This is a genomic window from Pandoraea nosoerga, assembly GCF_902459585.1.
GTDB classification, from domain to species: domain Bacteria; phylum Pseudomonadota; class Gammaproteobacteria; order Burkholderiales; family Burkholderiaceae; genus Pandoraea; species Pandoraea nosoerga.
Map to the genome: position 1 here is coordinate 24,393 of NZ_CABPSC010000008.1, position 20,928 is coordinate 45,320.

Annotated in this window: 21 protein-coding genes; 8 read left to right on the forward strand and 13 right to left on the reverse strand. The window is 67.5% G+C overall.

What is annotated here, in order from left to right:
- Nucleotides 1–164 precede the first annotated feature (164 nt).
- Nucleotides 165–731: a GTP cyclohydrolase I FolE gene (folE, locus tag PNO31109_RS11560; RefSeq protein ID WP_150555673.1), complete on the forward strand. Its 567-nt coding sequence runs from the start codon at nt 165–167 to the stop codon at nt 729–731.
- 37 nt (nt 732–768) lie between these two features.
- Here folE and PNO31109_RS11565 read toward each other — a convergent pair whose 3' ends face one another.
- The 5 genes from PNO31109_RS11565 to PNO31109_RS11585 all read right to left on the reverse strand — a co-directional run bounded on the left by PNO31109_RS11565 (nt 769) and on the right by PNO31109_RS11585 (nt 4,919).
- Nucleotides 769–1,332 carry a YbhB/YbcL family Raf kinase inhibitor-like protein gene (locus PNO31109_RS11565; protein ID WP_150555674.1) on the reverse strand — a complete coding sequence of 188 codons (564 nt, stop codon included), beginning with the start codon at nt 1,330–1,332 and terminating at the stop codon, nt 769–771.
- Between the two features lie 11 nt (nt 1,333–1,343).
- Nucleotides 1,344–1,529, reverse strand: a complete 186-nt coding sequence (locus tag PNO31109_RS11570) for a hypothetical protein (protein WP_150555675.1) — start codon at nt 1,527–1,529, stop codon at nt 1,344–1,346.
- Entirely contained in the window at nt 1,513–2,511 is a 999-nt protein-coding gene (gene cydB / locus PNO31109_RS11575; protein WP_150555676.1) for a cytochrome d ubiquinol oxidase subunit II, read from the reverse strand. The genes PNO31109_RS11570 and cydB overlap by 17 nt, the downstream gene beginning before the upstream one ends.
- A 46-nt stretch (nt 2,512–2,557) precedes the next feature.
- Nucleotides 2,558–4,000: a cytochrome ubiquinol oxidase subunit I gene (locus PNO31109_RS11580; RefSeq protein WP_150555677.1), complete on the reverse strand. Its 1,443-nt coding sequence runs from the start codon at nt 3,998–4,000 to the stop codon at nt 2,558–2,560.
- A gap of 259 nt (nt 4,001–4,259) precedes the next feature.
- Nucleotides 4,260–4,919, reverse strand: a complete 660-nt coding sequence (locus PNO31109_RS11585) for a DUF1345 domain-containing protein (RefSeq protein ID WP_150555827.1) — start codon at nt 4,917–4,919, stop codon at nt 4,260–4,262.
- 491 nt (nt 4,920–5,410) lie between these two features.
- On the opposite strand from PNO31109_RS11585, the gene PNO31109_RS11590 reads away from it, so the two are divergent.
- Together PNO31109_RS11590 and PNO31109_RS11595 are read left to right on the forward strand one after the other, a co-directional pair.
- A complete protein-coding gene (locus PNO31109_RS11590; protein WP_150555678.1) occupies nt 5,411–6,799 on the forward strand; it encodes an MFS transporter in 1,389 nt (462 codons plus the stop codon).
- A gap of 135 nt (nt 6,800–6,934) precedes the next feature.
- Nucleotides 6,935–7,876 carry a LysR substrate-binding domain-containing protein gene (locus PNO31109_RS11595; RefSeq protein WP_150555679.1) on the forward strand — a complete coding sequence of 314 codons (942 nt, stop codon included), beginning with the start codon at nt 6,935–6,937 and terminating at the stop codon, nt 7,874–7,876.
- On the opposite strand, the gene PNO31109_RS11600 is transcribed toward PNO31109_RS11595, so the two are convergent.
- Both PNO31109_RS11600 and PNO31109_RS11605 read right to left on the reverse strand, forming a co-directional pair.
- Nucleotides 7,831–8,646 (reverse strand): class II aldolase/adducin family protein, encoded by an 816-nt coding sequence (locus tag PNO31109_RS11600; RefSeq protein WP_150555680.1) that lies wholly within the window; start codon nt 8,644–8,646, stop codon nt 7,831–7,833. The two genes, PNO31109_RS11595 and PNO31109_RS11600, sit on opposite strands and share 46 nt — an antisense overlap.
- 220 nt (nt 8,647–8,866) lie before the next feature.
- Nucleotides 8,867–9,691 carry an isocitrate lyase/PEP mutase family protein gene (locus tag PNO31109_RS11605; RefSeq protein ID WP_150555681.1) on the reverse strand — a complete coding sequence of 275 codons (825 nt, stop codon included), beginning with the start codon at nt 9,689–9,691 and terminating at the stop codon, nt 8,867–8,869.
- A 201-nt stretch (nt 9,692–9,892) separates the two neighbouring features.
- On the opposite strand from PNO31109_RS11605, the gene PNO31109_RS11610 reads away from it, so the two are divergent.
- Nucleotides 9,893–10,519, forward strand: coding sequence for a hypothetical protein (locus PNO31109_RS11610; RefSeq protein WP_150555682.1), 627 nt, complete (start codon nt 9,893–9,895; stop codon nt 10,517–10,519).
- A complete protein-coding gene (gene mnmH, locus PNO31109_RS11615) occupies nt 10,516–11,616 on the forward strand; it encodes a tRNA 2-selenouridine(34) synthase MnmH (RefSeq protein WP_150555683.1) in 1,101 nt (366 codons plus the stop codon). The genes PNO31109_RS11610 and mnmH overlap by 4 nt, the downstream gene beginning before the upstream one ends.
- Here the strand turns inward: mnmH and PNO31109_RS11620 are convergent.
- The 6 genes from PNO31109_RS11620 to PNO31109_RS11645 form a co-directional block, all read right to left on the reverse strand.
- The gene (locus tag PNO31109_RS11620) at nt 11,552–12,385 is read right to left on the reverse strand and encodes an AraC family transcriptional regulator (protein WP_150555684.1); all 834 of its coding nucleotides are present in this window, start codon (nt 12,383–12,385) and stop codon (nt 11,552–11,554) included. The genes mnmH and PNO31109_RS11620 overlap by 65 nt on opposite strands.
- A 76-nt stretch (nt 12,386–12,461) precedes the next feature.
- Nucleotides 12,462–14,897, reverse strand: coding sequence for an acetamidase/formamidase family protein (locus PNO31109_RS11625; protein ID WP_150555685.1), 2,436 nt, complete (start codon nt 14,895–14,897; stop codon nt 12,462–12,464).
- 97 nt (nt 14,898–14,994) lie between these two features.
- Nucleotides 14,995–15,186 (reverse strand): XapX domain-containing protein, encoded by a 192-nt coding sequence (locus PNO31109_RS11630; protein ID WP_150555686.1) that lies wholly within the window; start codon nt 15,184–15,186, stop codon nt 14,995–14,997.
- 10 nt (nt 15,187–15,196) lie between these two features.
- A complete protein-coding gene (locus PNO31109_RS11635; protein WP_150555687.1) occupies nt 15,197–15,427 on the reverse strand; it encodes a XapX domain-containing protein in 231 nt (76 codons plus the stop codon).
- 88 nt (nt 15,428–15,515) lie between these two features.
- Entirely contained in the window at nt 15,516–16,607 is a 1,092-nt protein-coding gene (locus tag PNO31109_RS11640) for an acetamidase/formamidase family protein (protein WP_150555688.1), read from the reverse strand.
- A gap of 127 nt (nt 16,608–16,734) precedes the next feature.
- The gene (locus tag PNO31109_RS11645) at nt 16,735–17,625 is read right to left on the reverse strand and encodes a LysR substrate-binding domain-containing protein (protein WP_241014103.1); all 891 of its coding nucleotides are present in this window, start codon (nt 17,623–17,625) and stop codon (nt 16,735–16,737) included.
- 172 nt (nt 17,626–17,797) lie between these two features.
- Between PNO31109_RS11645 and PNO31109_RS11650 the strand changes: the two genes are divergently transcribed.
- Genes PNO31109_RS11650 through PNO31109_RS11660 form a run of 3 tightly spaced genes read left to right on the forward strand, consistent with a single transcriptional unit; the run spans nt 17,798 to nt 20,923 of the window.
- A complete protein-coding gene (locus tag PNO31109_RS11650; protein ID WP_150555690.1) occupies nt 17,798–18,862 on the forward strand; it encodes an ABC transporter substrate-binding protein in 1,065 nt (354 codons plus the stop codon).
- Nucleotides 18,863–18,896: 34 nt separating this feature from the next.
- Entirely contained in the window at nt 18,897–19,973 is a 1,077-nt protein-coding gene (locus PNO31109_RS11655; protein ID WP_150555691.1) for an ABC transporter ATP-binding protein, read from the forward strand.
- Between the two features lie 50 nt (nt 19,974–20,023).
- Nucleotides 20,024–20,923: an ABC transporter permease gene (locus PNO31109_RS11660; protein WP_206111351.1), complete on the forward strand. Its 900-nt coding sequence runs from the start codon at nt 20,024–20,026 to the stop codon at nt 20,921–20,923.
- The last annotated feature ends 5 nt before the right edge of the window (nt 20,924–20,928 follow it).

Sequence of the window (20,928 nt, forward strand, 5' to 3'; positions counted from 1 at the left end):
CTTAGCGCAAAAGCGGGGAGGGCGGCAATTGCGCCGGGCGCCATGCGCGGGCGAAGACTCTCTGCTATTGTGCGCACATGTCCGGCGGCGCACGGGGCGCGTCCACGATAGCCAGAGCGGCAGCGGCGCAGCGCACCGGACCTCATGCAAGGAGCCTGACTGATATGTCTCACGACACGTTCGACGAAAACGACTGGAAGCGATTCCTGAAGCACATCGGCGAAGACCCGAATCGCCCCGGCCTGCACGAAACGCCGTCGCGCGTGGCCAAGGCCTGGCGCCAATGGACCGCCGGCTATGAGCAGGACCCGGCCGAGGTCCTCAAGGTCTTCGAGGACGGCGCCGAACAATACAACGAACTGATCGTGGTGCGCGGCATTCCCGTCTACAGCCACTGCGAGCACCATCTCGCGCCGTTTTTCGGCAAGGCGACCATCGGTTATCTGCCCAACGGCAAGATTGTCGGATTATCCAAGCTCACCCGGCTCGTCGATTGCTTCGCGCGCCGCCTGCAGGTGCAGGAGCGCCTGACCACGCAGATCGCCGAAGCCCTGATGACGCATCTGCAACCGAAAGCCGTCGGCGTGGTGGTGTCGTGCCGCCACATGTGCATGGAAAGCCGCGGCATTCGGACGGCCGGCGAAGAGACCGTGACGTCGGCCATGCTCGGCGAACTGCAGCCCAATCTCGCGCTGCGCACGGAGTTCCTCGCGCTGGCTCGCGACAAGTAAGCTTCCGTTCCCCGTCGGCGCCGGCCCCCGGCACTGCTTACCGAGCGTAGCGCGCCACGATAGTCGAGCCGCTGAGCGTGTGGCCGGCCAAGGCGAGCGCGAGGCCGGCGGCGTCGAGCCCGGGCGGCAGGCGGCCCGGCTCGAGGTCGGTGGCCGTCACGGTGATGATGTAGTGATGCGGCGTATCGCCGAGCGGCGGACATGCGCCCCGGTAGGCCATCGCACCGCTCACGTTCTTGCCGACGGTGAGCTGCTCGCTTGTTTCGTTGGCCGCGCCGGCGGCGAGCGACGAGACGGTGGCCGGCACGTTGTAGACCGCCCAGTGCACCACGCCGCCGCCCTTCGCGCCGTCCGGATCCTTCATGGTGATGACCACGCTGCGCGTGGCCTGCGGCAAATTCTTCCAGGCGATGGGCGGGCTCATGTTTTGCCCGCCGCACTCGCCCGCACCCGCGTGCACGGCGGGCAGCATGCCGTTATCCGCGAACGCGCTCGACGAGACGCTCATGCCTTCGGCATGTGCGGCTCCGGCGCCCAGCATTGCGGCAATGGCGGGCGCACCGGCGAGGCGGCAAACGATCGGCAGGAAAAGGCGGTTCATGGGCGTGCCTCCTATTTGGCAGTGGCGATGATGAGCTTGAAGGGAAGCGCGAGCAACGCCGTGCCCGCCACCCCGGCACACCACAGCGCGACGAACCATCCCCAGCGAATGAGCGTGCGCTGCCATGCGCCTTGCATGGTAGCGCGCTCGCGATGGCGACGCACGCCGGGCCGGACCAGATCAGTGATAGTGCGCATCGTGTGTCGCCTTGCCGCGAAAGACCCAGTACGCCAGCATCGTGTAGCCGATGATGACGGGAATGATGAAGGCCGCGCCCCAGAGCGTGAACGACAGGCTCGAATGCGGCGCGGCGGCGTCCCACAGCGTGACGCCGGGCAGGATCGCATACGGATACGCGCTCACGAGCAGGCCGCTGTAGCCGAGGAAGACGAGGCCGATGGCCAGCCAGAACGGCGTGGCGTCGTGCGCGCGGCGCAATACCCGGCGCATGACGAGCGCCGCGATCGCCACGAGGAACGGCACCGGCAGACAACGCCAGAACCATTCGCCGCCGAACCACCGCTCGGCCACCAGCGGTACGCGCAGCGGCGTCCATAGCGACACGACCGCCATCGTCGCCACCAGTGCCAGCGTGAGCGGCCAGGCGAGCACGCGCAGGCGGCGCTGCAGATCGCCTTCGGTCTTGCCGATCAGCCAGCATGCGCCGAGCAGTGCGTAGGTCACCAGCAGTCCGAGGCCGGTAAACAGGTTGAACGCCGTGACCCACGCGAAGGCGTCGCCCGCGAATTGTCCGTTCTCGACGGGAATGCCGGAAAGATAGGCGCCCAGCGCTACGCCCTGGAAGAACGTGGCGCCCGCCGAGCCGCCGATGAAGGCGAGATCCCACCACTGCCGCGTGCGACGGGACTTGCCGCGAATCTCGAATGCCACGCCGCGGAAGATGAGGCACACCAGCATCAGCACGAGCGGCAGGTATAGCGCCGAGAGCAGCACCGAGTACACCATCGGGAAGGCGGCGAGCAGGCCGGCGCCGCCGAGCACCAGCCAGGTCTCGTTGCCGTCCCACACGGGTGCGACCGAATTCATCATGGTGTCTCGCTCGCGCGCATCGGGAAAGAACGGGAAGAGAATGCCGATGCCGAGGTCGAAGCCATCGAGCACGACGTAGAGAAACAGGCCGAGCGCGATGACGGCGGCCCAGGCTAAGGTCAGGTCCATGGAAAGTCCGGAAACAGTCTCGAAGGAAGTCGATGCGATGCCGCGCTCAGGCGTTCGGCGCCGCAGGCGTTTGCCGCCGGCCGGACGCGCCCGGCTCGGGCGCGGCGTTCGCGAGGGGCTGCGGCGCGCGGCGAGCCCCGCGAGTTCGGACGCGTTCGTGCGCCTGTCCCGCAAGCGCCGGGCCGCTGCGCAGAATCTTCAGCAGGTAGTACACGCCGGTGCCGAACACGAGGACGTAGGCGAGCACGAGCACGAATAGCGACACCTGGACCTGCTGCGCGCTCACCGGCGAAATCGCTTCGGCCGTGCGCATCACGCCGTAGACGACCCACGGCTGGCGACCCGCCTCGGTCGTGACCCATCCGGCGAGTAATGCGACGAACCCGGCCGGTGACATGCAAAGCATGACCCGCGCGAAGCCGCGCGAGGTGAACAGCGTGCCGCGGCGGCGCAGCCAGACCGCAGCGAGCGCCGCGGCGATCATGGCCAGACCCAGGCCGACCATGATGCGAAAACTCCAGAACACGAGCGGTACGTTGGGGCGTTCGTCCTGCGGAAATTCCTTCAGGCCGCGCACTTCGCCGTCCCAGCTGTGCGTGAGGATCAGGCTGCCCAGATGCGGCACTTCGAGCGCGTAGCGCGTCGTTTGCGCTTGCATGTCGGGCCAGCCGAAGAGGTTGAGCGGCGTGCCGCCCGTCTTCGTCTCCCACAGGCCTTCCATGGCCGCGAGCTTCGCCGGTTGATGCTCGCGCGTATTGAGCCCGTGCAGGTCGCCGACGAAGGCTTGCAGCGGCGCGAAGATCAACAGCAGCCACATCGCCATCGAGAACATGGTCTTCACGGCCGGATCGCGGCGCCCGCGCAACAGATGCCAGGCGCCGGTGCCGGCCACGACGAGCGCGGCGACCACGAACGCGGCAATGCTCATGTGTGCGAGGCGATACGGAAACGACGGATTGAAGATCACGTCCCACCATGACAGCACCACGACGCGGCCGTCCACGATCTCGTAGCCCTGTGGCGTCTGCATCCAGCTGTTCGACGCGAGAATCCAGAACGTCGAGATCAGCGTGCCGATGGCCACGCAAAGCGTGGCTGCGAAGTGCGCGCGCGGACTCACGCGATTCCAGCCGAACAGCATGATGCCGAGAAAGCCTGCCTCGAGGAAGAAGGCGGTCATCACCTCATAGGTGAGCAGCGGCCCGGTGACCGCGCCCGCGAAGCTCGAAAAGCCCGACCAGTTCGTGCCGAACTGATAGGCCATCACCACGCCCGAGACCACGCCCATGCCGAAGCACACGGCGAAGGCCTTCGACCAGAAACGGCAAAGGTCGAGATAGTGTTGCTCGCGCGTTTTGAGCCACAGGCCCTCCAGCACGGCAATGAAGCTGGCAAGGCCGATGGAGACGGCGGGAAAGACGATGTGAAAAGAGACCGTGAATGCGAATTGCAGGCGCGCCAGGTCAAGGGCGTCGGGGGCGGCAGTCATGTTGCGCTCTATGTAGGCAAATAAACCCTGTCATGTGCGGCAATTCTGATATTTCATTGCCGCTTGTTTTGCGTACATGTTAGGAGATGCTGCTGTGCAGCACGCGTGACAAGTCGTCACATGCGGCGCATTGACGCGGCCTCGCCGGTCGCCGGGGCGCGCCTCAGATGTATGTTTTCAAAGGGCTTCATGTCGGCCGGCCCTGCGACGCCATGCCGCAGCGCATGCGCCGACGCGTGCCGCCAGGGCCGGTGCGTGGCTAGCTGAGCAGACTCGCGCCGATGTTGATGGACAGGCCGAGGACGGCGAGATTGAAGAAGAAGGAGAGGATGGCCTGGGCGAGCACGGCGCGCCGCATGCGGCGCGAGGCGAGCGCGATGTCGGCGGTCTGCGAGGCGACGGCAATCGTGAACGAGAAGTACAGGAAGTCCCAGTAGTCGGGATCGCAATCGCGGTCGGGCCACACGAGCGCGAACGGCTTTTGCGCATCGGTGAAGTACAGGCGGGCGTAATGCAGCGTGTAGATCGTCGGCACCAGGAACCAGCCGGCAATGAGCGTGGCGGCGGCGAAGAGCACATGCTCGGAAGTCTGATGCGGGGCGCCCGACTTCGCGCTGGCAAGCTCGTGGACGATGGCGGCCACGCTGGCGATCGCCGAGAGGCTCACGACGCTCAGCACGAGCACCGCGCTCTGGTCCTCCTGCTCGGCGAAGCGCTCGATGCTGCGCTTGGGCGCCGTGACCATCATGAACCAGATCATGGCGAGGTAGGCCCACGCGCCCGCGTTCCATCCGATCAGCGTGCGGGTCACCCCATTGAAATGCCCTTGCGCGAACACGCCCGCGAGAATGCCCACGCCGATGGCGAGCAGCAAACGAGGGTGAAAGCGCAGCAGGTGCGGGAAAAAGTCGGCGTTCATGGCGGCAAAGGCGATGCGTTCGAGAGCAGGCGTGACGAGGGGCGGCTCGCGGCCAAGGTACACCGCCGCCGGCGAGGCGTCCAGCGGGCGCGGGGCGTGGCACGCTCGAGCACGGCGGCGCACGCTGGAGCGCGGTGTCGCACGTTAATGGTGCGCCGCCGCATCGCGATGCGGCATCGTGCCCGTTGCGATGTCATGCGCGCGCCGGGCGTGGGCGCCACGCTCGGGCGCCGCCACGCCGCACCGCTGTCGGCTCGCACGTCGCGAAGCCCCGTGGCCCGGGCGTTTACCGGACGCCCGTGTTCAACGCCCCAGGCGCCTGGCACGCTGCTTGCTAAAGGTGATGCAAGGCCAATGGCGGCCGAGTGAAGGCAAGCGAATTTTCCGCACCGAATCCAGACGGGGCAACGGCGTCCCGAAGTCATCGAGCCTGTTCGCAGGCGCACGGCTTCGGGGCGCTTTTTTTTCGGCTCACGAACACGAGGAACTCCATGAGCACGCTCACGCAATCGTTGAAAAGTGGCAACTGGCGCGCGCTGGTTGCGTGCTTTCTGTACTTCGACACGGGTTTCACCGTCTGGGTGATGTTCGGCCCGCTGGCGCCCTTCATCGGCAAGGACATCACGATGACGCCGGCGCAGACCGGCTTTCTGGTGGCCGTGCCGGTGCTCGGCGCCGCGATCCTGCGCGTCACGCTCGGCAATCTCTATCAGGCATACGACGGCCGCAAGATCGCGCTCATGGGGCTCGCCCTCTCGGCGATTCCGTCGGTCGTGCTGCTGCTCATGCCCGGCACGCCGTCCTACACGCTGCTGCTCGTCCTCGGCGTGTTCCTCGGCATCGGCGGCGCGAGCTTCGCTGTGGCGCTGCCGATGGCGGGCAGCAACTATCCGCCCAAGGTGCAGGGGCTGGTGCTGGGACTGGCCGCCGCGGGCAACGTCGGTGCGGTGCTCGACGGCTTCATGTTCCCGGGGCTCGCCGAGCATTTCGGCTGGGCGCATGCGGCCGGCGCCGCGCTGCCGCTGCTCGCGCTCGCCGCATTGGCGCTGGTGTTCTGGGCCAAGGATCAGGGCGCGAAGTCGGGCAGTGCGCCGCGCGCCTTCACGAGCTTCTTCATCACGGTGGCCGGCCTGATCGCGCTGGTCCTGTGCGTGCACGCCGGCGCCTTCGGTGAAGGCAAGGCAGGGGTGCTGCTGCTGCCGGTGCTCGGTGCGCTGCTCGCCATTGCGGTGCTGCCGCGCCACTATCGCGGCGTGCTGGCCGAGCGCGACACATGGGTGATCATGCTCGTGTACAGCATCACGTTCGGCGGCTTCGTCGGCATGTCCTCCTATGTGACGACGCTGCTCATCTCGCTGTACGGCATGCCGCGCATCGAAGCCGGGCTGTTCATGTCGCTGCTGGCGTTCCTCGGCGCGCTGGTGCGCCCGATCGGCGGGCTGGTCGCCGACCGCATCTCCGGCGTGCGTGCGCTCGTGCTGCTGCTCGCGGCCATCTCGGCCTGCGACTTCGTGTTCGCGGCATGGATGCCGCCGCAGGGCGCCGGCATCGCGCTGCTCGTGCTCGTCTACGTGTGCTTCGGCCTGGGCAACGGGGCGACGTTCCAGCTCGTGCCGCAGCGCTGGCAGGGCAAAACGGGCCTGATGTCGGGCATCATCGGCGCGGCCGGCGGCATCGGGGGCTTCTATCTGCCGGTGATCATGGGCATTGCCAAGGAATCGACGGGCAGCTACCAGATGGGCTTCGCGACGTTCGGCGCGCTGGCGGCAGTGGCCTTCCTGCTGGTGCTGGCGCTGCGCTCGAACTGGATGACGTGGGCACTGCCGCGCGAGGTCGCAGCCGGCGCGGTGCTCCCGGGCGGCGTGGCGCACGTGGAATAAGCCCGCTCGTTGTTCGCCGCACGGCGGCCCGGGCCCCGGACCATGGCTTCCATGGTCCGGCCCGCGGGCCGCTTTGTCGTCTCACGCCCCTTCGCATAGACTGTCGGGCAAGATCGTTTTCCCGCAGGAGACAGCATGCGTCTGGGCGTCCCCAGCCTCTCGGCGTTGCAGGCTTTCGAGGCCAGCGCCCGTCACCAGAATTTCGCGCGGGCCGCGCGGGAACTCGCGCTCACGCACGGGGCCGTGTGCAAGCGGGTGGGCGAGCTCGAAGGGCATCTCGGCGTGGCGCTGTTCGAGCGCGTGAAGCAGCGGCTGGTACTCACGCCGGCCGGCGCCCAATACGCCAAGCGCATCCGCGTGCATCTCGACCAGATTCGGCGCGACACGCTCGACGTGGTGCAGCACGGGCGCGAGACCGCGCTCGAAATCGCGGTGGGCGTTACTTTCGCGGCGCAGTGGCTGATCCCGCGGCTCGAGGATTTCTACGCGAGCACGCGCGACGTGCGGCTGCACATTCTCGGGCGCGACCAGCCGGCCTTTTTCGACGATTCGGCGTTCGACGCCGCCATCTATTTCAGCACGCGACTGTGGCCGGGCATGCCCGGCACGGCGCTCATCACCGACGACATCCTCATGCTCGTGGCCGCGCCGCGCCTGCTCGAGGGCGAGCCGTCGCTCTCGCTGGAGCGGATCGCGTCGCTGTCGTGGATCTGTGCGCGCGACCTGCCGCGCGCATGGGACGACTGGCTCGCGTCGCTCGGTTTGCCCCCGGGCGAGACGGTGCAGCCGCAACGCAGCGCGCAGCGCTACGACATGTTCATCATGGCGATCAACGCAGCCGTTGCGGGACTGGGCGTGGCGCTGCTGCCGCGCGTGCTCGTCGAGCGCGAGCTGGCCACCGGCGCGCTCGTGCAGGCGCATGCGCATACGCTGGCCAATCCTCAGACCATCTACTATTCGACGCCGGCGCAGCGCAGCGACTGGGCGCCGCTGCGTCAGTTCGATACGTGGCTGCGCCGCGCCGTGAACGACTATCGCGCCGGCAGGTCGGGACACTCGCGCAGCACCTGCTCGTAAAGCCCCTGGTAACCGAGCCAGGCCACGTAATCCGAGCCGAGCAGCCGGTGCACTTCGCGCGCCTCGGCGTCGCCGAGCACCTCGATCGGGCCGGCGGCTTCGGCGAGCAGCTGCACCTGCGCGCAGCGCTCCATCGCGAGGAAACGATAGGCGGCCGCATCCACCGAGGAGCCCACCGTGAGCAGGCCGTGGTTGAGCAGCACGGCCGCACGCTTGTGGCCCATCGACTGCGCGATGCGACGGCCCTCCTCGGCGCCGAGCACCAGCACGTCGCCGCGAAACAGCACATGGTCCTCGAAGAAGAGGCATGCCTCCTGGTTGATGGGCGCGAGCGCCCGGTTGCGCGCCGAGAAGGCGCGGCCGTAAGTGGTGTGCGTGTGAGCGGCGGCCGTCACATGGGGCAGGGTGGCGTGGATGCCCGCGTGAATGGCCATGGCCGCGGCGTTGACCGGGCCGTCGCCGTGGTGCAGGCGGCCCGCTTCGTCGACGAGAATCAGATCGTCCGGATGAATCGACGAGAAGTGCTGGGCGTAGCGGTTGACCCAGAAGCGGTCGTGGAACTCGGGATCGCGCACCGTGATGTGCCCGGCGATGCCTTCGGCCAGGCCGAAGCGCGCGAAGATGCGGAAAGCGACGGCCAGACGCAGCTTCCGGTCGGCGCGCTCCTCCTCGACGCTATCGAAGACGCGCGGTCTGGGCAGCGGTGCGCCAAGCGGCGTGGGAATGGCAAAGGCGTCGTGCGCGGCGCCCGGGGGAAGGGGCTGATTCATGAGGACACTCCGTCGAATGAGGCGCCGCGCATGCCGCGCGCGCCGTGAATCCCACGGGCGGCGAGCGCGGTGCGTCGGCCGGTAACGCATTGTCCCGGCGCGCCCTGCCGGCGTCCATCGACGAAAAGTCACTGGTCATATACCGCTGTCCCGCGCGCGCTTGCCAAGGGTGGTGCAAGGCCGATGCAATGCCCACGCATGGCCGCCGTGCTCGCGGCCGTCAGACCCTCTGTCCGAACAGTCCGTTGAGAGTGGCGCCGCTGGCGGCGCCGTCGAAACCGTCGAAACGGCCCTGCGCGAGGGCTTGCGCGGCATGGATGAAGCCGCCCCATGCCGCGCGCGCGAGCGCGCCGCCCACGCTCACGCGGCGCACGCCGAGGTCGGCGAGATCCTGCAGCGTGAAGGGAGAGGTCGCCCCGATCAGCGCATTGACCGGCTTGGGCGCCACGGCGGTGACCACGGCGCGAATCTGCTCGGCCGACTGGATGCCGGGCGCGTACAGACAGTCGGCGCCGGCCGCGGCATAGGCCCGCAGCCTCGCGATGGCGTCCTCGAGGTCGGGCACGCCGGCGAAGAAGTTCTCGGCCCGGCCCACGAGCAGGGTGTCGCCGCCGGCGTCGTCGATCGCGCGCCGCGCGGCGCGCAGGCGGGCGAGCGCTTCGTCGATGGGAAAGAGCGGGGCGTTGGCGTCACCCGTCGAATCTTCGATGGAAAGGCCCGCGACGCCGGTCGCCACCGCGAGCTTGACGCTCTCGGCCACCTCGTCGGGCGTGCGCCCGAAGCCGTTTTCGAAGTCGGCGTTGACCGGCAGGTCGGTCGCCTCGACGAGCGTGCGCAGGTGCGCAAGCACGGTCTCGCGCGTCACGCCGTTGTCGGGGCGGCCCGTGGACCACGCGAAGCCCGAGCTGGTGGACGCGATAGCCTTGAAGCCCGCGTGTTCGAGATATTTCGCGCTGCCGGCGTCCCACGGATTGGGGATGACGAAGCAACCGGCAAGATGGAGTTCGCGAAAGGCGGCGCGTTTTTCGGCGGTGCTGCGGGGCATGGTGATGTCTCCTTTTGGGGCGCGGGCGGCCAGAGGTCGATCATCGCGGTTTTGGACCGCGCTCGCAAGGCACGCCGCATCGCATGGCGCCGCGCCGGGGCGCGCCAAGTGTATCCTGTCGGGCGAGCGCGGGCGGAGGCGTCCCGCGCCACGAAATAGCTGGTAGCGATGTTCCTCCCGATGATCCGATCCCTGACGTGTTTGAGTGCCGCTTGTGCGCTGGGCGCCGTATTGACGGCGGCCGGCTGTAGTACGCCGCCGCCCGGGCCGCCGGGCCCCGATTACGCCGCGCAAGGCGGCGCGGCCGAGGTGCGCGGCGACTGGGACGCGGCGCGACGCGCCTTCGGGCAGGCAGTGCTCGTGGCGGACCAGTCGGCCTGGCCGGCCGCACAGCGCGCGGCCATGCACTTGCACTACGGCCGAGCGCTCGGCGTGGGCTGCTACTATGCCGAAGCCGAGCGCGAACTGAGTCTTGCCTACGACCTCGACATCCTGACGGGACGCTATCGCTATCCCGCGCTGATCGAACTGGCGCGCCTGTCGCTGGCGCAGCGCCAGTACGCGCGCTCGGCTACGTACTTCGGCCGTGCCGTCGGCTCGCTCGAGCGCGCGGGAGCCGAGAGCAAGGCGCCCTACGTCTATGCCGAACTGCTCGACGACTACGCGCTGGCGCTGGGCGGCGAGGGCGACGCCGAGGCGGCGACACGCATTATCGACCGGGCCGCGAAAGTCCGGGCCAGCGTGCGCGGGGCCGCCATGGCGCCTCAGGCGACGTCGCGCACGCCGTATGGCGCGCACTGCGCACCGCTCGCGGCGGAGGCACGATGAATTCGCTACGCGTACCGCTCTCGCGTGCCGGGGAATTCGACGAGATCGTCGACGTGCGCACGCCCCTCGAATTCGAGGAGGACCATATGCCCGGCGCGATCAACGCGCCGGTGCTCAGCAATGAAGAACGTGTCATCGTGGGCACCCTGTACGCGCAGGTGTCGCCGTTCGAGGCCACGCGCGTGGGAGCGGCCATGGTCGCGCGCACTATCGCGGCGCATCTGGAGACCACCTTCGCCGATCGTCCCCGCAACTGGCGTCCGCTCGTGTATTGCTGGCGCGGCGGCAAGCGTTCCGAGTCCATGACGGTGTGGATGAACATGATCGGCTGGCGCGCGCGCCAGCTCGAAGGCGGCTACAAGGCTTACCGGCGCGACGTGGTAACGCAGCTCGACACCTTGCCCGCCGCACTCGAGCTCATCGTGCTCGCGGGGCACACGGGCAGCGGCAAGACGCGTCTGCTCCATGCCCTGGCCGACGCGGGGGCGCAGACGCTCGATCTCGAAGCGCTCGCGGTGCACCGGGGCTCGCTGCTCGGGGCGATGCCCGACGCGCGGCAGCCATCGCAGAAGTCGTTCGACACGGCATTCATCGGCGTGCTGCGCAGCTTCGACCCGGCGCGTGCGGTGTTCGTCGAAGCCGAGAGCCGACGCATCGGACGCATTACGCTGCCCGAATCGCTGATGACGGCGATGCGCAGCACGCGCTGTGTGGAGGTGAGCGCGCCACAGCCCGAACGTATCGATCTGCTGATGCAGGACTACGCGCATCTGTTCGCGAATCCCGACGCTTTTCGCGGGCAGTTGCGCAAGCTCGTGCCGCTGCATGGCCGCGCGGTGGTGGAGCAGTGGCTCACGCTGCTCGAGCGCGGCGAGCGCCGCGCGCTGTTCGAAGCGCTCATCACGAAGCACTACGACCCGGCGTATTCGCGCAGCTCGCGCAAGATGCTGGGCGGTCTCGCGCACGCGATACCGTTTACCTTCCATCCCATGGCGCAAGACCTGCGCGCGCAGGCACAGGCCCTGCTCGCGCTCACTTCACCGGCAGGCAGATCCGGGTGCGCAGCTGCGCCGGCGGCGTCGAGCGAGGATCGTTGAGGTACTGCTCGAACATCGGGAAGTCGGCGGGCTCGAGACCGCTCGCGGGCAGCCACTCCGAAAAGAGCCATTGATACGGTTGGCTCATCTCGTTGTAGGGGCCGGTGTAGGTCAGCACGGCGCAGCGCCCGGCCGGGATGTCGAAGCGCTCGAGGCCCCCGCCGAGATTCGCGTCGGCGGCGACGGGCACGCCGGCGAGCGAACGCAATTTGTCGGTGGGGACCTGCTCCGGGTCGTCGAAGTAGACGCCGAAGCCTGCGACGTCGGGCCGAGCGAGGCCGTGGGCGGCCGCGAGCATGAACACGCGCGCGAAGACGGGGCCGATTTCCTGATAGCTGCCGGTGTGCTCGATCACGGCAAGGGTGGTGGACGGGAATGATTCGACGGCGATGGGATACATGGCGGGCTCCTGAGGATCGAAAGGTGCGGAGCGGGTGTTGCGGTAGCGTCCCGGCGGCATGCCGAAAAACGCCCCGAAAGCCCGGTTGAACGCCGCGTCCGATTCATAGCCGGCACGCGAGGCCACAACACGCATCGAAGCGTCCGACTCCGCAAGCGCGACCGCCGCGCGATGCATCCGAATGCGCTGCACCGAAGCGTTCACCGTTTCGCCCATCAGCGCGCGATAGACGCGATGAAAGTGATACGGCGACAGGCAGGCCAGGTCCGCCAGATGACAGAGGTCCGGGGCGGCATCGGGATGATCGGCCAGCCAGCGCAGAACGGGGGCCATGCGCTCGGCATAACGAATACGGGTCTCGGGTTTCATTTGCGCTCCTTGGCCGCCAATGTATCGGCTGGCGATTTGCCGATTTTGCGCATTTTCGCGGGCCTGCCCGGCCCGATCAATCCCTGAACATTCCCTTGCGGATGATGGCGTGGACGCCCCAGTTGCCGTTGACCACCTGCGTCACGCCGAAATCGACGGCCACCGACAGGATGGCCGTGGCTTCGTCTTCGGTGAGCCGCTTCACCTGCATGAGAAAGCGCCGAGCCTTGAGGAAGGCATCGCGCAGGGCGCTGTCGAGCGCTGACTTCATGTAGATCTGGCTTTGCGCCTTCTGCCCGAGTTCGGCCAGATGGTTGGGCGAGCTGAAGCCGTGAATGATCCATTCCGTCGGCGTTTCCACCAGCGGGTAGGTCAGATCGGCGTGCGGGGCGTCGAGCGCGATCGTCGCCTTCTTGTGCAGGATCAACTGGATGTTGCCCGTGAGCGAGCATTCGATTGCCGTGCCGCCGAGCTCGGCGTCGCCCTGCGAGGCATGCGGGTCGCCGATCGAGAGCAATGCGCCCGGCACCGCAACCTTGAGAAATACACTTGCCCCGCGCGTCACCCGCCAGTTATCGAGATTGCCCGCATAGCTCGACGGCGGGATCGAATCGATGAGGCCGTCCTGCGCCGGGGCCACGGCAAGCACGCCGAAATGCGGACGCAGTGGAATCTCCACGTGCCGGAGCGTGCGATGGTTCTTCGTGATGCGCGCGTGGTCGACCGGCACGCCGGGGTAGTCGATAGTCGGATGCACCACGCCGAACGGATCCTTTTGCGGCGTCCAGCGGAAGCTGTACAGCGCCCGCGCGACGCCGTCGCCGCTCCTACTGCCGCCATGGGCGCCCCCATGAGCGCCCGCGCCACCCGCGCCGGCCTGGCCGCCGTGCTCTTCATCGCCGCCACCGTGACAGTCGATTTCGAAGACGGTGACAACTTCGCGCTCGCGCGGCAACGTGAGCATGTCCTGGTAATGAAAGCCCCACCATGTCGATGCATGACTGCCGAACGCCTTGCCCGCATGGGCGGGATTGGCGCTGGGCCGCGGCCAGAGATCGAGGATGCGCACTTCCAGCACGTCGCCCGGCATGGCGTCCTCGACGGCGATGGGGCCGGTGCAGATGTGCACGCCGAAGCCCTCGCCCGCACCGCGCCCGTAGACCGACGCATCCATCGGCCCGGCGCCGCGTCGGTCGACGTTTTTCTGCGTGGCCGTCCAGTGGAATACGCTCTGCGCGCCCGGATCGCCCTCGACCATGCGCTCCCAATCATCGGTGGCGTGCTGCGTGAGCGTCTCGATGGTGACCGTGTCGCCGGAGCTTACCGTCAGCGCGGGCGCGAGATCATGGCTCAGATACCCCCAATGCACCGTGTCGCATGTCGCGCGCAGATAGTGGTGCTGTCCCGCGTCGTGGGGAGCCTTGCCATGCGCGCGTGCCGCGTGCGCTGCGGCGCCCGCGTGTGCCGCGCGATGCCCGTGGCCTGCCGCCGTCAACGCGCGTTGTGCAAGACTGGCGGGCACGTCGGGATGTCCGCGCGAGATGCGCGAGCGCTCGGGCAGTGCGCGAGCGCGCTGCGCCTGATCGCGGCTCGCCTTGGGCGACATGCCGAAGCGTTCGCGAAACGCCTGGCTGAAGTACGAGGGGTCGTTGAAGCCCCATCGATAGCAAATGTCCGAGACCGGCAACTGATCGTAGGCGGGGTTGTGCAGATCCGCGTAGCAGCGCTCCAGACGGCTGTGGCGCAGATACGACGAGAAGCTCTGCCCCGAGGCCTCGAACAGCTTGCGCAGGTAGCGATCCGAGACGTGCTCGTCCTTCGCGATGGCGCACAGCGACAGGTCAGGCTCGGCCAGACGCGCCTGAATGCGGTGACAGATGCGCGCAAACACCACGGCGCGCGACGCCGACAGCCCCGAAGCAGCCCGCGGTTTGGCCGCCGCGAGCGCCGAGGCCAGACATTCGAGGATCACGTTCTCGACCGGCTCGAGCGCCTGCGGGCCGCACGCCTGCAAGGTTTCGAGCTGACTGGCCAGAGCGCCGAGCAATCCGCCGAAAAGCGGCGCCACGCTCGGGGGCAGCTTGCCCGTATGCACGGGCGGCGTGCCGCCCAGGCGCGGGGCGATGAGCGCGTGGCGCACATGCACGCAGATCAGGCGAAACGGCGTCTTTGCGACGAAGTCGGCGCTCTGGCTGCCGGGAACGCACGCAATGTCGCCGGCAGCGAGCGGCTCGCTGTTGCCGTTGCACGAGAGCTCCGCCTCGCCGTCGAGCCACATCACCACCAGAAAGCCGCGCTCGCCGCCGGCTTTGGCCGACACGATCTGCGGGGTCGCCGCGATGACCGAGAGTTCGATGCCGCCGGGCGTGCGGTGCGTGAGCAAGGTGCCGTGCAAGGGCTCGCGCGACGAAGGCGAGCGGAAATGCAGACGCGCGTCGAGCAACCGCGCCTGCCAGGCAGGTCCGCGCTGATCGTGAGCATACGATTCGGTGGAAAAATGCGCGCGGTCCAAAGCGGGTCTCCCTCGATGATGACGAACGTCCCCGGTCGCGGCGTGGGGTGGAGAAGCCCGGGGCCGCGCCGGGAACGTTGTCCATAGTGCGGGTGCGCTAGCCGATGTGCAACTGGCCTCGTACCGCCGCCACGAATACGAAGCCAATGAACGTGCCAACGATGGCAAAGATGCCGCCCAGCACGTTCGGCGCGGGAATCGGCGCGCGCACGCTGGTGTACAGGACGCCCGTCACCAGCCCGACGGCGGCGGCCTGCAGCTCGGTGGCGCCCAACGTGATTTCTACCATGATGGCCTCCTCACGACGCGCGCGTGCGCAGCGAACCTTGTTCCGGCGGACGGCCGAACGTCACCGAGCGGCGCCAGACGTTCACGATCAGATAGCCGGCATACGTGAAGATGATGGCGAAGATGCCCCCCAGCACGTTCGGCGCGGGAATGGGCAGGTTGAGCCACGAGTACAGCGTGCCGGTGACCAGCCCGACGATGAGGGCGACGATCTCCGTGCGCCCGACGTAGACGTATTGCATGCGAAACCTCCAGTGGGTGGTGCGGGCGGCGGGCGCCCGGCGTTCGGTGCACGCAGCGCCTGCCATGCAGGCGCGTGCCGGTGCCGGGTCAGGCGCCCGAGCTCCGGCCGGAGCCGGACAGGTCCGACGAGTCCGTCGGTTGCGACGAGTCCGACGAGTCTGACGCTCTGGGCGGGAACAGGCTGCGCGGCATTGTGCAGTGCACCCCTTGCGTGCCGTCGACGACCTGCGTCACTCCGAAGTCGGCCGCCACGCTCATGAGCGAGTAGGCATCGTCGCGCGAGAGCCCCTGCTGCTCGGTGAGCAGTTCGATCATGTCGCGTGCGGCATTCTTGCCTGCCTCGTCCAAATCCTGATGGAAGCCGTGGACGATCCAGCAGTCCGGCGTCTCCAGCAACGGCGACGGGAACGTGAAGTCCTTGCGCAGCACGATCTGGAACAGCACGTTGAGCGACGCCTCGATGGCCGTGCCGCTGATTTCGCCGTCCCCTTGCGAGATGTGCGGGTCGCCGATGGAAAAGAGGCCGCCGTCGACCTGGACCTTGTAGTACATCGTCGCGCCCGCGCCGATGCGCCAGTTGTCGATGTTGCCGCCATGCAGCCCCGGCTCGACGGTGCTCACGCGTCCGGTCGCATCGGGCGCCACGCCCGCGGTGCCCAGGTGCGGACGCACGGGCACCCGCACGCCGGCGAGCGCGGGTTGCTTGCAGCATTCGCGGTGATCGACCACCTTGCCCGGCGTGGTCAGCTTGCCCGGATAGTCGAAGGCGAACAGGGCGTGCGCGGTGTTCGATCGATCGTCGAGCTCGTAGATCGTCACGCGCTCTTTCTGGAAGTCGTCGTAGAGCTGGCCCCAGTGAGCGGCGACGTTCGCGCCGTAGCGAAAGCGCGGGATCATCTGAAGGTAGCGGACTTCGAGCATGTCGCCCGGCTTCGCGCCTTCCACGTAGATGGGCCCCGTCATGATGTGCACGCCGGGGTTGCGGTCCTCGTGGGGAATCGTGTCATAGACGGCGCGCACGGCGGCGTCCATCATGAGATCGGGCGCGTCGCCGGCGTGATGGGTGAGCGCCTCGGCGCGAACGAAATCGCCGCTCTTGACGGTCAGCACCGGTTTTTGCGCCGCATTGAAGTAGCCCCAGTGCACCGTGTCGGCGCGCGCGGGAAGGTCGTGAAGCATTGCCATGTCTCCTGAGAATCGTGATATCGCCCGCAAACACAGTCGCGGTGAAGTCATGGTAGTGCCGCGCAAAAACGCACAATTAGGAGCGTTTGCCACCTTCTCTATTGCTGGGAGGAACTAACGTTTACCCCGGGAAGAGCGCCAGCATGCGCTGCTTGGTGTACTCGACGAAGGCCTTGGCCAGCTGCGAGGGCGGATGCTGGTTCGACGTGACCAGCGAAAAGCCCGACAGGATGGTCGGCTCGAACGGCTTGACGACGACGCGTCCGGCCGCGTACTTCGCCGTCACCTGGTCGATGATCGACACCCCCGCGCCGTGCTCGACCAGCACGCAGATGGCCGCCGACAGTTGCGACTCCGCGCTCATCACGCGATCGATCCGGCGCTCGGCGAAGATGCTGTCGATGTACATCCGCCCGTCGAACTCCTTCGGATACGACACGAACGACTCGTCGCGCAGGTCCTCGGGGTAAATCACGTCGCGATCGGCGAGACGATGGCCGTGCGGCAGGATGCAGCGCATCGGCGCGCGATGCAGCGTCTCGATGTTCACCCCCGCGTGCGTGAGCGGGTGCGCGATGAAGCCGACGTCGCACCGCCGGCCCACGACCATGTCGACCACGTTGCTCGACGCGTGGACGAGCAGCGTGGTGCGCACGCCTGGGTGCTCGCGCATGAAGCCGGTGAGCGTGGTGGGCAGAAACTCCAGCGCCAGCGCCGGCGCCCCGGCGATATGCAGCGAACCGCGCCGCAGCGACTTGATCTGCTCGGCCGTCTGCGCGATCCGGTCGATCCCCGCGAACGAGCGCTCCACCTCCTCGAACAGCACGAGTGCCTCGGGCGTCGGATTCAGCCGCCCGTTGATCCGGTCGAATAGGGCAAACCCTATGTCGGCTTCCAGGTCGTTGATCAGGCGCGTGACCGCCGGTTGCGAAACGTGCAGCATCTCGGCGGCCCGCGTGACCGTCTGGCGCAGGATCAGCGCCCGAAATGCCTCCAGTTGCCGGATTTTCATCGAAGCCTCGCCATTCCACTCCATAACATTTTTGTATGGGTGGGTAAAAAAATGTGATTTGACCGTGAGTGTGTCGAAAATGACCCTACGAAAACAACGCAAATGTTTGAGTTTTTCTCGTAATGCCGGGCCATAACATCACATAACACCGCAACACGCAAGGAGCTTTCCGATGAAGACTGTCGTTCCCCAAATGCTTCGCAAGGTGGGCCGCGCCGCCCTCGTTACCGCCTGCGCCGGGCTCGTGTTCGGCGCGACCGCCGCCCAGGCCGACACCACGCTGTATGTGGGCGCTTACGGCGGTTCGTTCGAACAGATGCTCAAGAAGGACGTGATTCCCGGCTTCGAACGGGCCAATCCGGGCACCAAGGTCGTGATCGTGCCGGGCGACTCGACGACGACGCTCGCGAAGCTCCAGGCGCAAAAGGGCAAGGCCGGCATGGACGTGGTCTTCCTCGACGACGGTCCGATGTACCAGGCGATCCAGATGGGCTTCTGCGGCAAGCTCGCCGACGCGCCGGTCTATCACGATCTGTACGACATCGCGAAGTTCAAGAACGACAGCGCCGTGGCAGCCGGCCTGATCGCGACGGGCATCGCCTACAACACGCGCCTGTTCCAGGCGAAGGGGTGGCCGGCGCCGAGTTCGTGGAAGGAGCTGTCCGATCCGAAGTACAAGGGCAAGCTCGTGATGCCGAGCATCAAGAACACCTACGGCCTGCACGCGCTGCTCGTCGAGTCGAAGCTCAACGGCGGCAGCGACGCCAACATCGACCCCGGCTTTCGAGAGATGGAGAAGATCGCACCGAACGTGCTGTCGTTCGATCCGTCGCCGGGCAAGATCGCCGAACTGTTCCAGGCCGACGAAGTCGCGCTCGCCGTGTGGGGCAACGGCCGCGTGCAGGCGCTGCGCCAGCAGGGCATTCCGGTCGAGTTCGTCTATCCGAAGGAGGGCGCCGTGGCGCTCGGCATGGGCATGTGCGTAGTCAACAAGTCGGCCAACGACGCGCTTGCCCAGAAGTTCGTGCAGACGATCCTCTCGCCGCAGACGCAGGCCGTACTCGCCGAAAGTCAGGGCGTGGCGCCGTCCAACCGCAAGACGCAACTGTCGATGGCGGTGGCCTCGCGCGTGCCGTCGGCGGCGCAGATCGACAAGCTCGTGCGCGTCGACTGGGACGTGGTCAACGCCAAGCGCGCCGACTGGACGCAGCGTTGGAACCGCCAGATCGAACGTTGATTGACCGAACCGCGCGCAGGAGATGACAAACGTCATGAGCACCCCATATTTGCGTCTCGAACAACTCGGCAAGCGTTTCGGTGAGACCGTGGCCGTGGAAGGCGTCGATCTGTCGATCGCACAGGGCGAGTTCATCTCGCTGCTCGGCCCGTCGGGCTGCGGCAAGACCACGACGTTGCAGATGATTGCCGGTTTCGTCGCGCCGAGCGTCGGGCGCATTCTGCTCGAAGGCCGCGATCTCACGCCGGTGCCTCCGGAAAAGCGCGGGCTCGGCATCGTCTTCCAGAGCTACGCGCTGTTCCCGCACATGAGCGTTGCACAGAACGTGGCGTTCGGTCTGGACATGCGCCGCGTGGACGCCGCGGCCAAACAGCGGCGTGTGCGCGAAGCGCTCGAGCTGGTGCATCTCGGCCAGCACGCGCAGCGCTACCCGCGCGAGCTCTCGGGCGGCCAGCGCCAGCGTGTGGCGCTCGCCCGTGCGCTGGTGATCGCGCCGCCCGTGCTGCTGCTCGACGAGCCGCTGTCGAATCTCGACGCGAAACTGCGCGAGCAGATGCAGGACGAACTGCGCGCCATTCAACGCAAGGTCGGCACCACCACCATCATGGTCACGCACGATCAGGCCGAGGCGCTCGCGATCAGCGACCGCGTGGTGCTGCTCAACATGGGGCGCGTGGTGCGCATCGATACGCCGCACGACGTGTACGAAGATCCGCGCGCCACGTTCGCCGCGCACTTCATCGGTCAGACCAATCTCATCACGGGCCGGCTTGACGTGCGCGGCGACGTCGCCGTGCTCGACGCGCACGGGCACCGGCTCGCCGTCTCGCCCGGCGCGCGCCTGCCCTCGCATGCGAGTCGTGCGGGCACGGCCACCTTCAGCCTGCGGCCCGAGCGCATTCGCCTGACGTCCGCCACGGCAGGGCGCGTGGCCGGACGCGTCGGCCAGCGCAGTTTCCACGGCAATCATTGGGTTTTCACCGTGAGCACGGCGCTGGGCGAGCTGCGCGTGCTCGTCGCAAACGACGGCGCGGCGGCCGCCAACGATGGCGACGCGGTAGGCCTCGACTGGGCCGACGATGCGCTGCGTCTCGTGCAGGAGGGCGCATGAACGCCGCAACATCGAGACCGGGCTCGCCGGGCGCTACCGAAGCGGCCGCCATGCCGGACATGAAGGCCGTGCGCGCGATGTCGCCTGAAGCGGCCCGGCATCGTCGGGCCGGATGGGCGCTGGTCGTGCCGGCGACGCTCTACTTCATCGTGCTGCTGGCCGTGCCGCTCGTGCTCACGTTCGTGCTGAGCCTGCATGGCTTCGACGCGAACCTCGGCGGCGTGCTGCCCACGATCTCGCTGCAGCATTACGTCGACATTCTGACCGACAGCTACTTCTACGAAATCTTTCTGCGCACGCTGCTGCTCTCGGCGGGCGTTACGCTGCTGTGCGTGCTCGTCGGCGTGCCCGAGGCGTACTTCCTGTTTCGCATGCGCGATCCGTGGCGCTCGCTGTGCCTGGTGCTGGTGCTCGGCCCGCTGCTGATCTCGGTCGTCGTGCGCACGCTGGGCTGGTCGATCCTGCTCGGCCGCGAGGGGCTCGTCAACACCGTGCTCGCCCGGCTGGGACTGATCGATCATCCGCTGCAGATGCTGTTCACGATGGGGGCGGTCACGGTGGCGCTCGTGCACGTGCTCGTGCCGCTCATGGTGCTCTCGGTGTGGACCTCGCTCACGCGGCTCGATCCGGCCGTGGCCAACGCCGCTCGCTCGCTGGGCGCGGGCCGCGCCACGGTGATGTGGCGCGTCGTGCTGCCCCAGATCACGCCGGGCATCCTGTCGGGCAGTCTCATCGTGTTCGCCCTCACGGCGAGCGCCTTCGCGACACCGGCGCTCATTGGCGGACGGCGTCTGAAGGTCGTGGCCACCACCGCCTACGACGAATTCCTCGGCACCCTGAACTGGCCGCTCGGCGCGGCCATCGCGATCGTGCTGCTCGTCGTGAACGTGGCCATCATCAGCGGCTACAACCGCGCTCTCGAGAAGCGCTTCACGCGCCGTCTCGGCTGAACCAG

Excerpts from the sequence above, each read along its gene's own strand:
- folE (WP_150555673.1), top strand. The coding sequence starts at position 165 with ATGTCTCACGACACGTTCGACGAAAACGACTGGAAGCGATTCCTGAAG.
- PNO31109_RS11565 (WP_150555674.1), bottom strand. The coding sequence starts at position 1,332 with ATGAACCGCCTTTTCCTGCCGATCGTTTGCCGCCTCGCCGGTGCGCCC.
- PNO31109_RS11570 (WP_150555675.1), bottom strand. The coding sequence starts at position 1,529 with ATGCGCACTATCACTGATCTGGTCCGGCCCGGCGTGCGTCGCCATCGC.
- cydB (WP_150555676.1), bottom strand. The coding sequence starts at position 2,511 with ATGGACCTGACCTTAGCCTGGGCCGCCGTCATCGCGCTCGGCCTGTTT.
- PNO31109_RS11580 (WP_150555677.1), bottom strand. The coding sequence starts at position 4,000 with ATGACTGCCGCCCCCGACGCCCTTGACCTGGCGCGCCTGCAATTCGCA.
- PNO31109_RS11585 (WP_150555827.1), bottom strand. The coding sequence starts at position 4,919 with ATGAACGCCGACTTTTTCCCGCACCTGCTGCGCTTTCACCCTCGTTTG.
- PNO31109_RS11590 (WP_150555678.1), top strand. The coding sequence starts at position 5,411 with ATGAGCACGCTCACGCAATCGTTGAAAAGTGGCAACTGGCGCGCGCTG.
- PNO31109_RS11595 (WP_150555679.1), top strand. The coding sequence starts at position 6,935 with ATGCGTCTGGGCGTCCCCAGCCTCTCGGCGTTGCAGGCTTTCGAGGCC.
- PNO31109_RS11600 (WP_150555680.1), bottom strand. The coding sequence starts at position 8,646 with ATGAATCAGCCCCTTCCCCCGGGCGCCGCGCACGACGCCTTTGCCATT.
- PNO31109_RS11605 (WP_150555681.1), bottom strand. The coding sequence starts at position 9,691 with ATGCCCCGCAGCACCGCCGAAAAACGCGCCGCCTTTCGCGAACTCCAT.
- mnmH (WP_150555683.1), top strand. The coding sequence starts at position 10,516 with ATGAATTCGCTACGCGTACCGCTCTCGCGTGCCGGGGAATTCGACGAG.
- PNO31109_RS11620 (WP_150555684.1), bottom strand. The coding sequence starts at position 12,385 with ATGAAACCCGAGACCCGTATTCGTTATGCCGAGCGCATGGCCCCCGTT.
- PNO31109_RS11630 (WP_150555686.1), bottom strand. The coding sequence starts at position 15,186 with ATGGTAGAAATCACGTTGGGCGCCACCGAGCTGCAGGCCGCCGCCGTC.
- PNO31109_RS11635 (WP_150555687.1), bottom strand. The coding sequence starts at position 15,427 with ATGCAATACGTCTACGTCGGGCGCACGGAGATCGTCGCCCTCATCGTC.
- PNO31109_RS11640 (WP_150555688.1), bottom strand. The coding sequence starts at position 16,607 with ATGCTTCACGACCTTCCCGCGCGCGCCGACACGGTGCACTGGGGCTAC.
- PNO31109_RS11645 (WP_241014103.1), bottom strand. The coding sequence starts at position 17,625 with ATGAAAATCCGGCAACTGGAGGCATTTCGGGCGCTGATCCTGCGCCAG.
- PNO31109_RS11650 (WP_150555690.1), top strand. The coding sequence starts at position 17,798 with ATGAAGACTGTCGTTCCCCAAATGCTTCGCAAGGTGGGCCGCGCCGCC.
- PNO31109_RS11655 (WP_150555691.1), top strand. The coding sequence starts at position 18,897 with ATGAGCACCCCATATTTGCGTCTCGAACAACTCGGCAAGCGTTTCGGT.
- PNO31109_RS11660 (WP_206111351.1), top strand. The coding sequence starts at position 20,024 with ATGCCGGACATGAAGGCCGTGCGCGCGATGTCGCCTGAAGCGGCCCGG.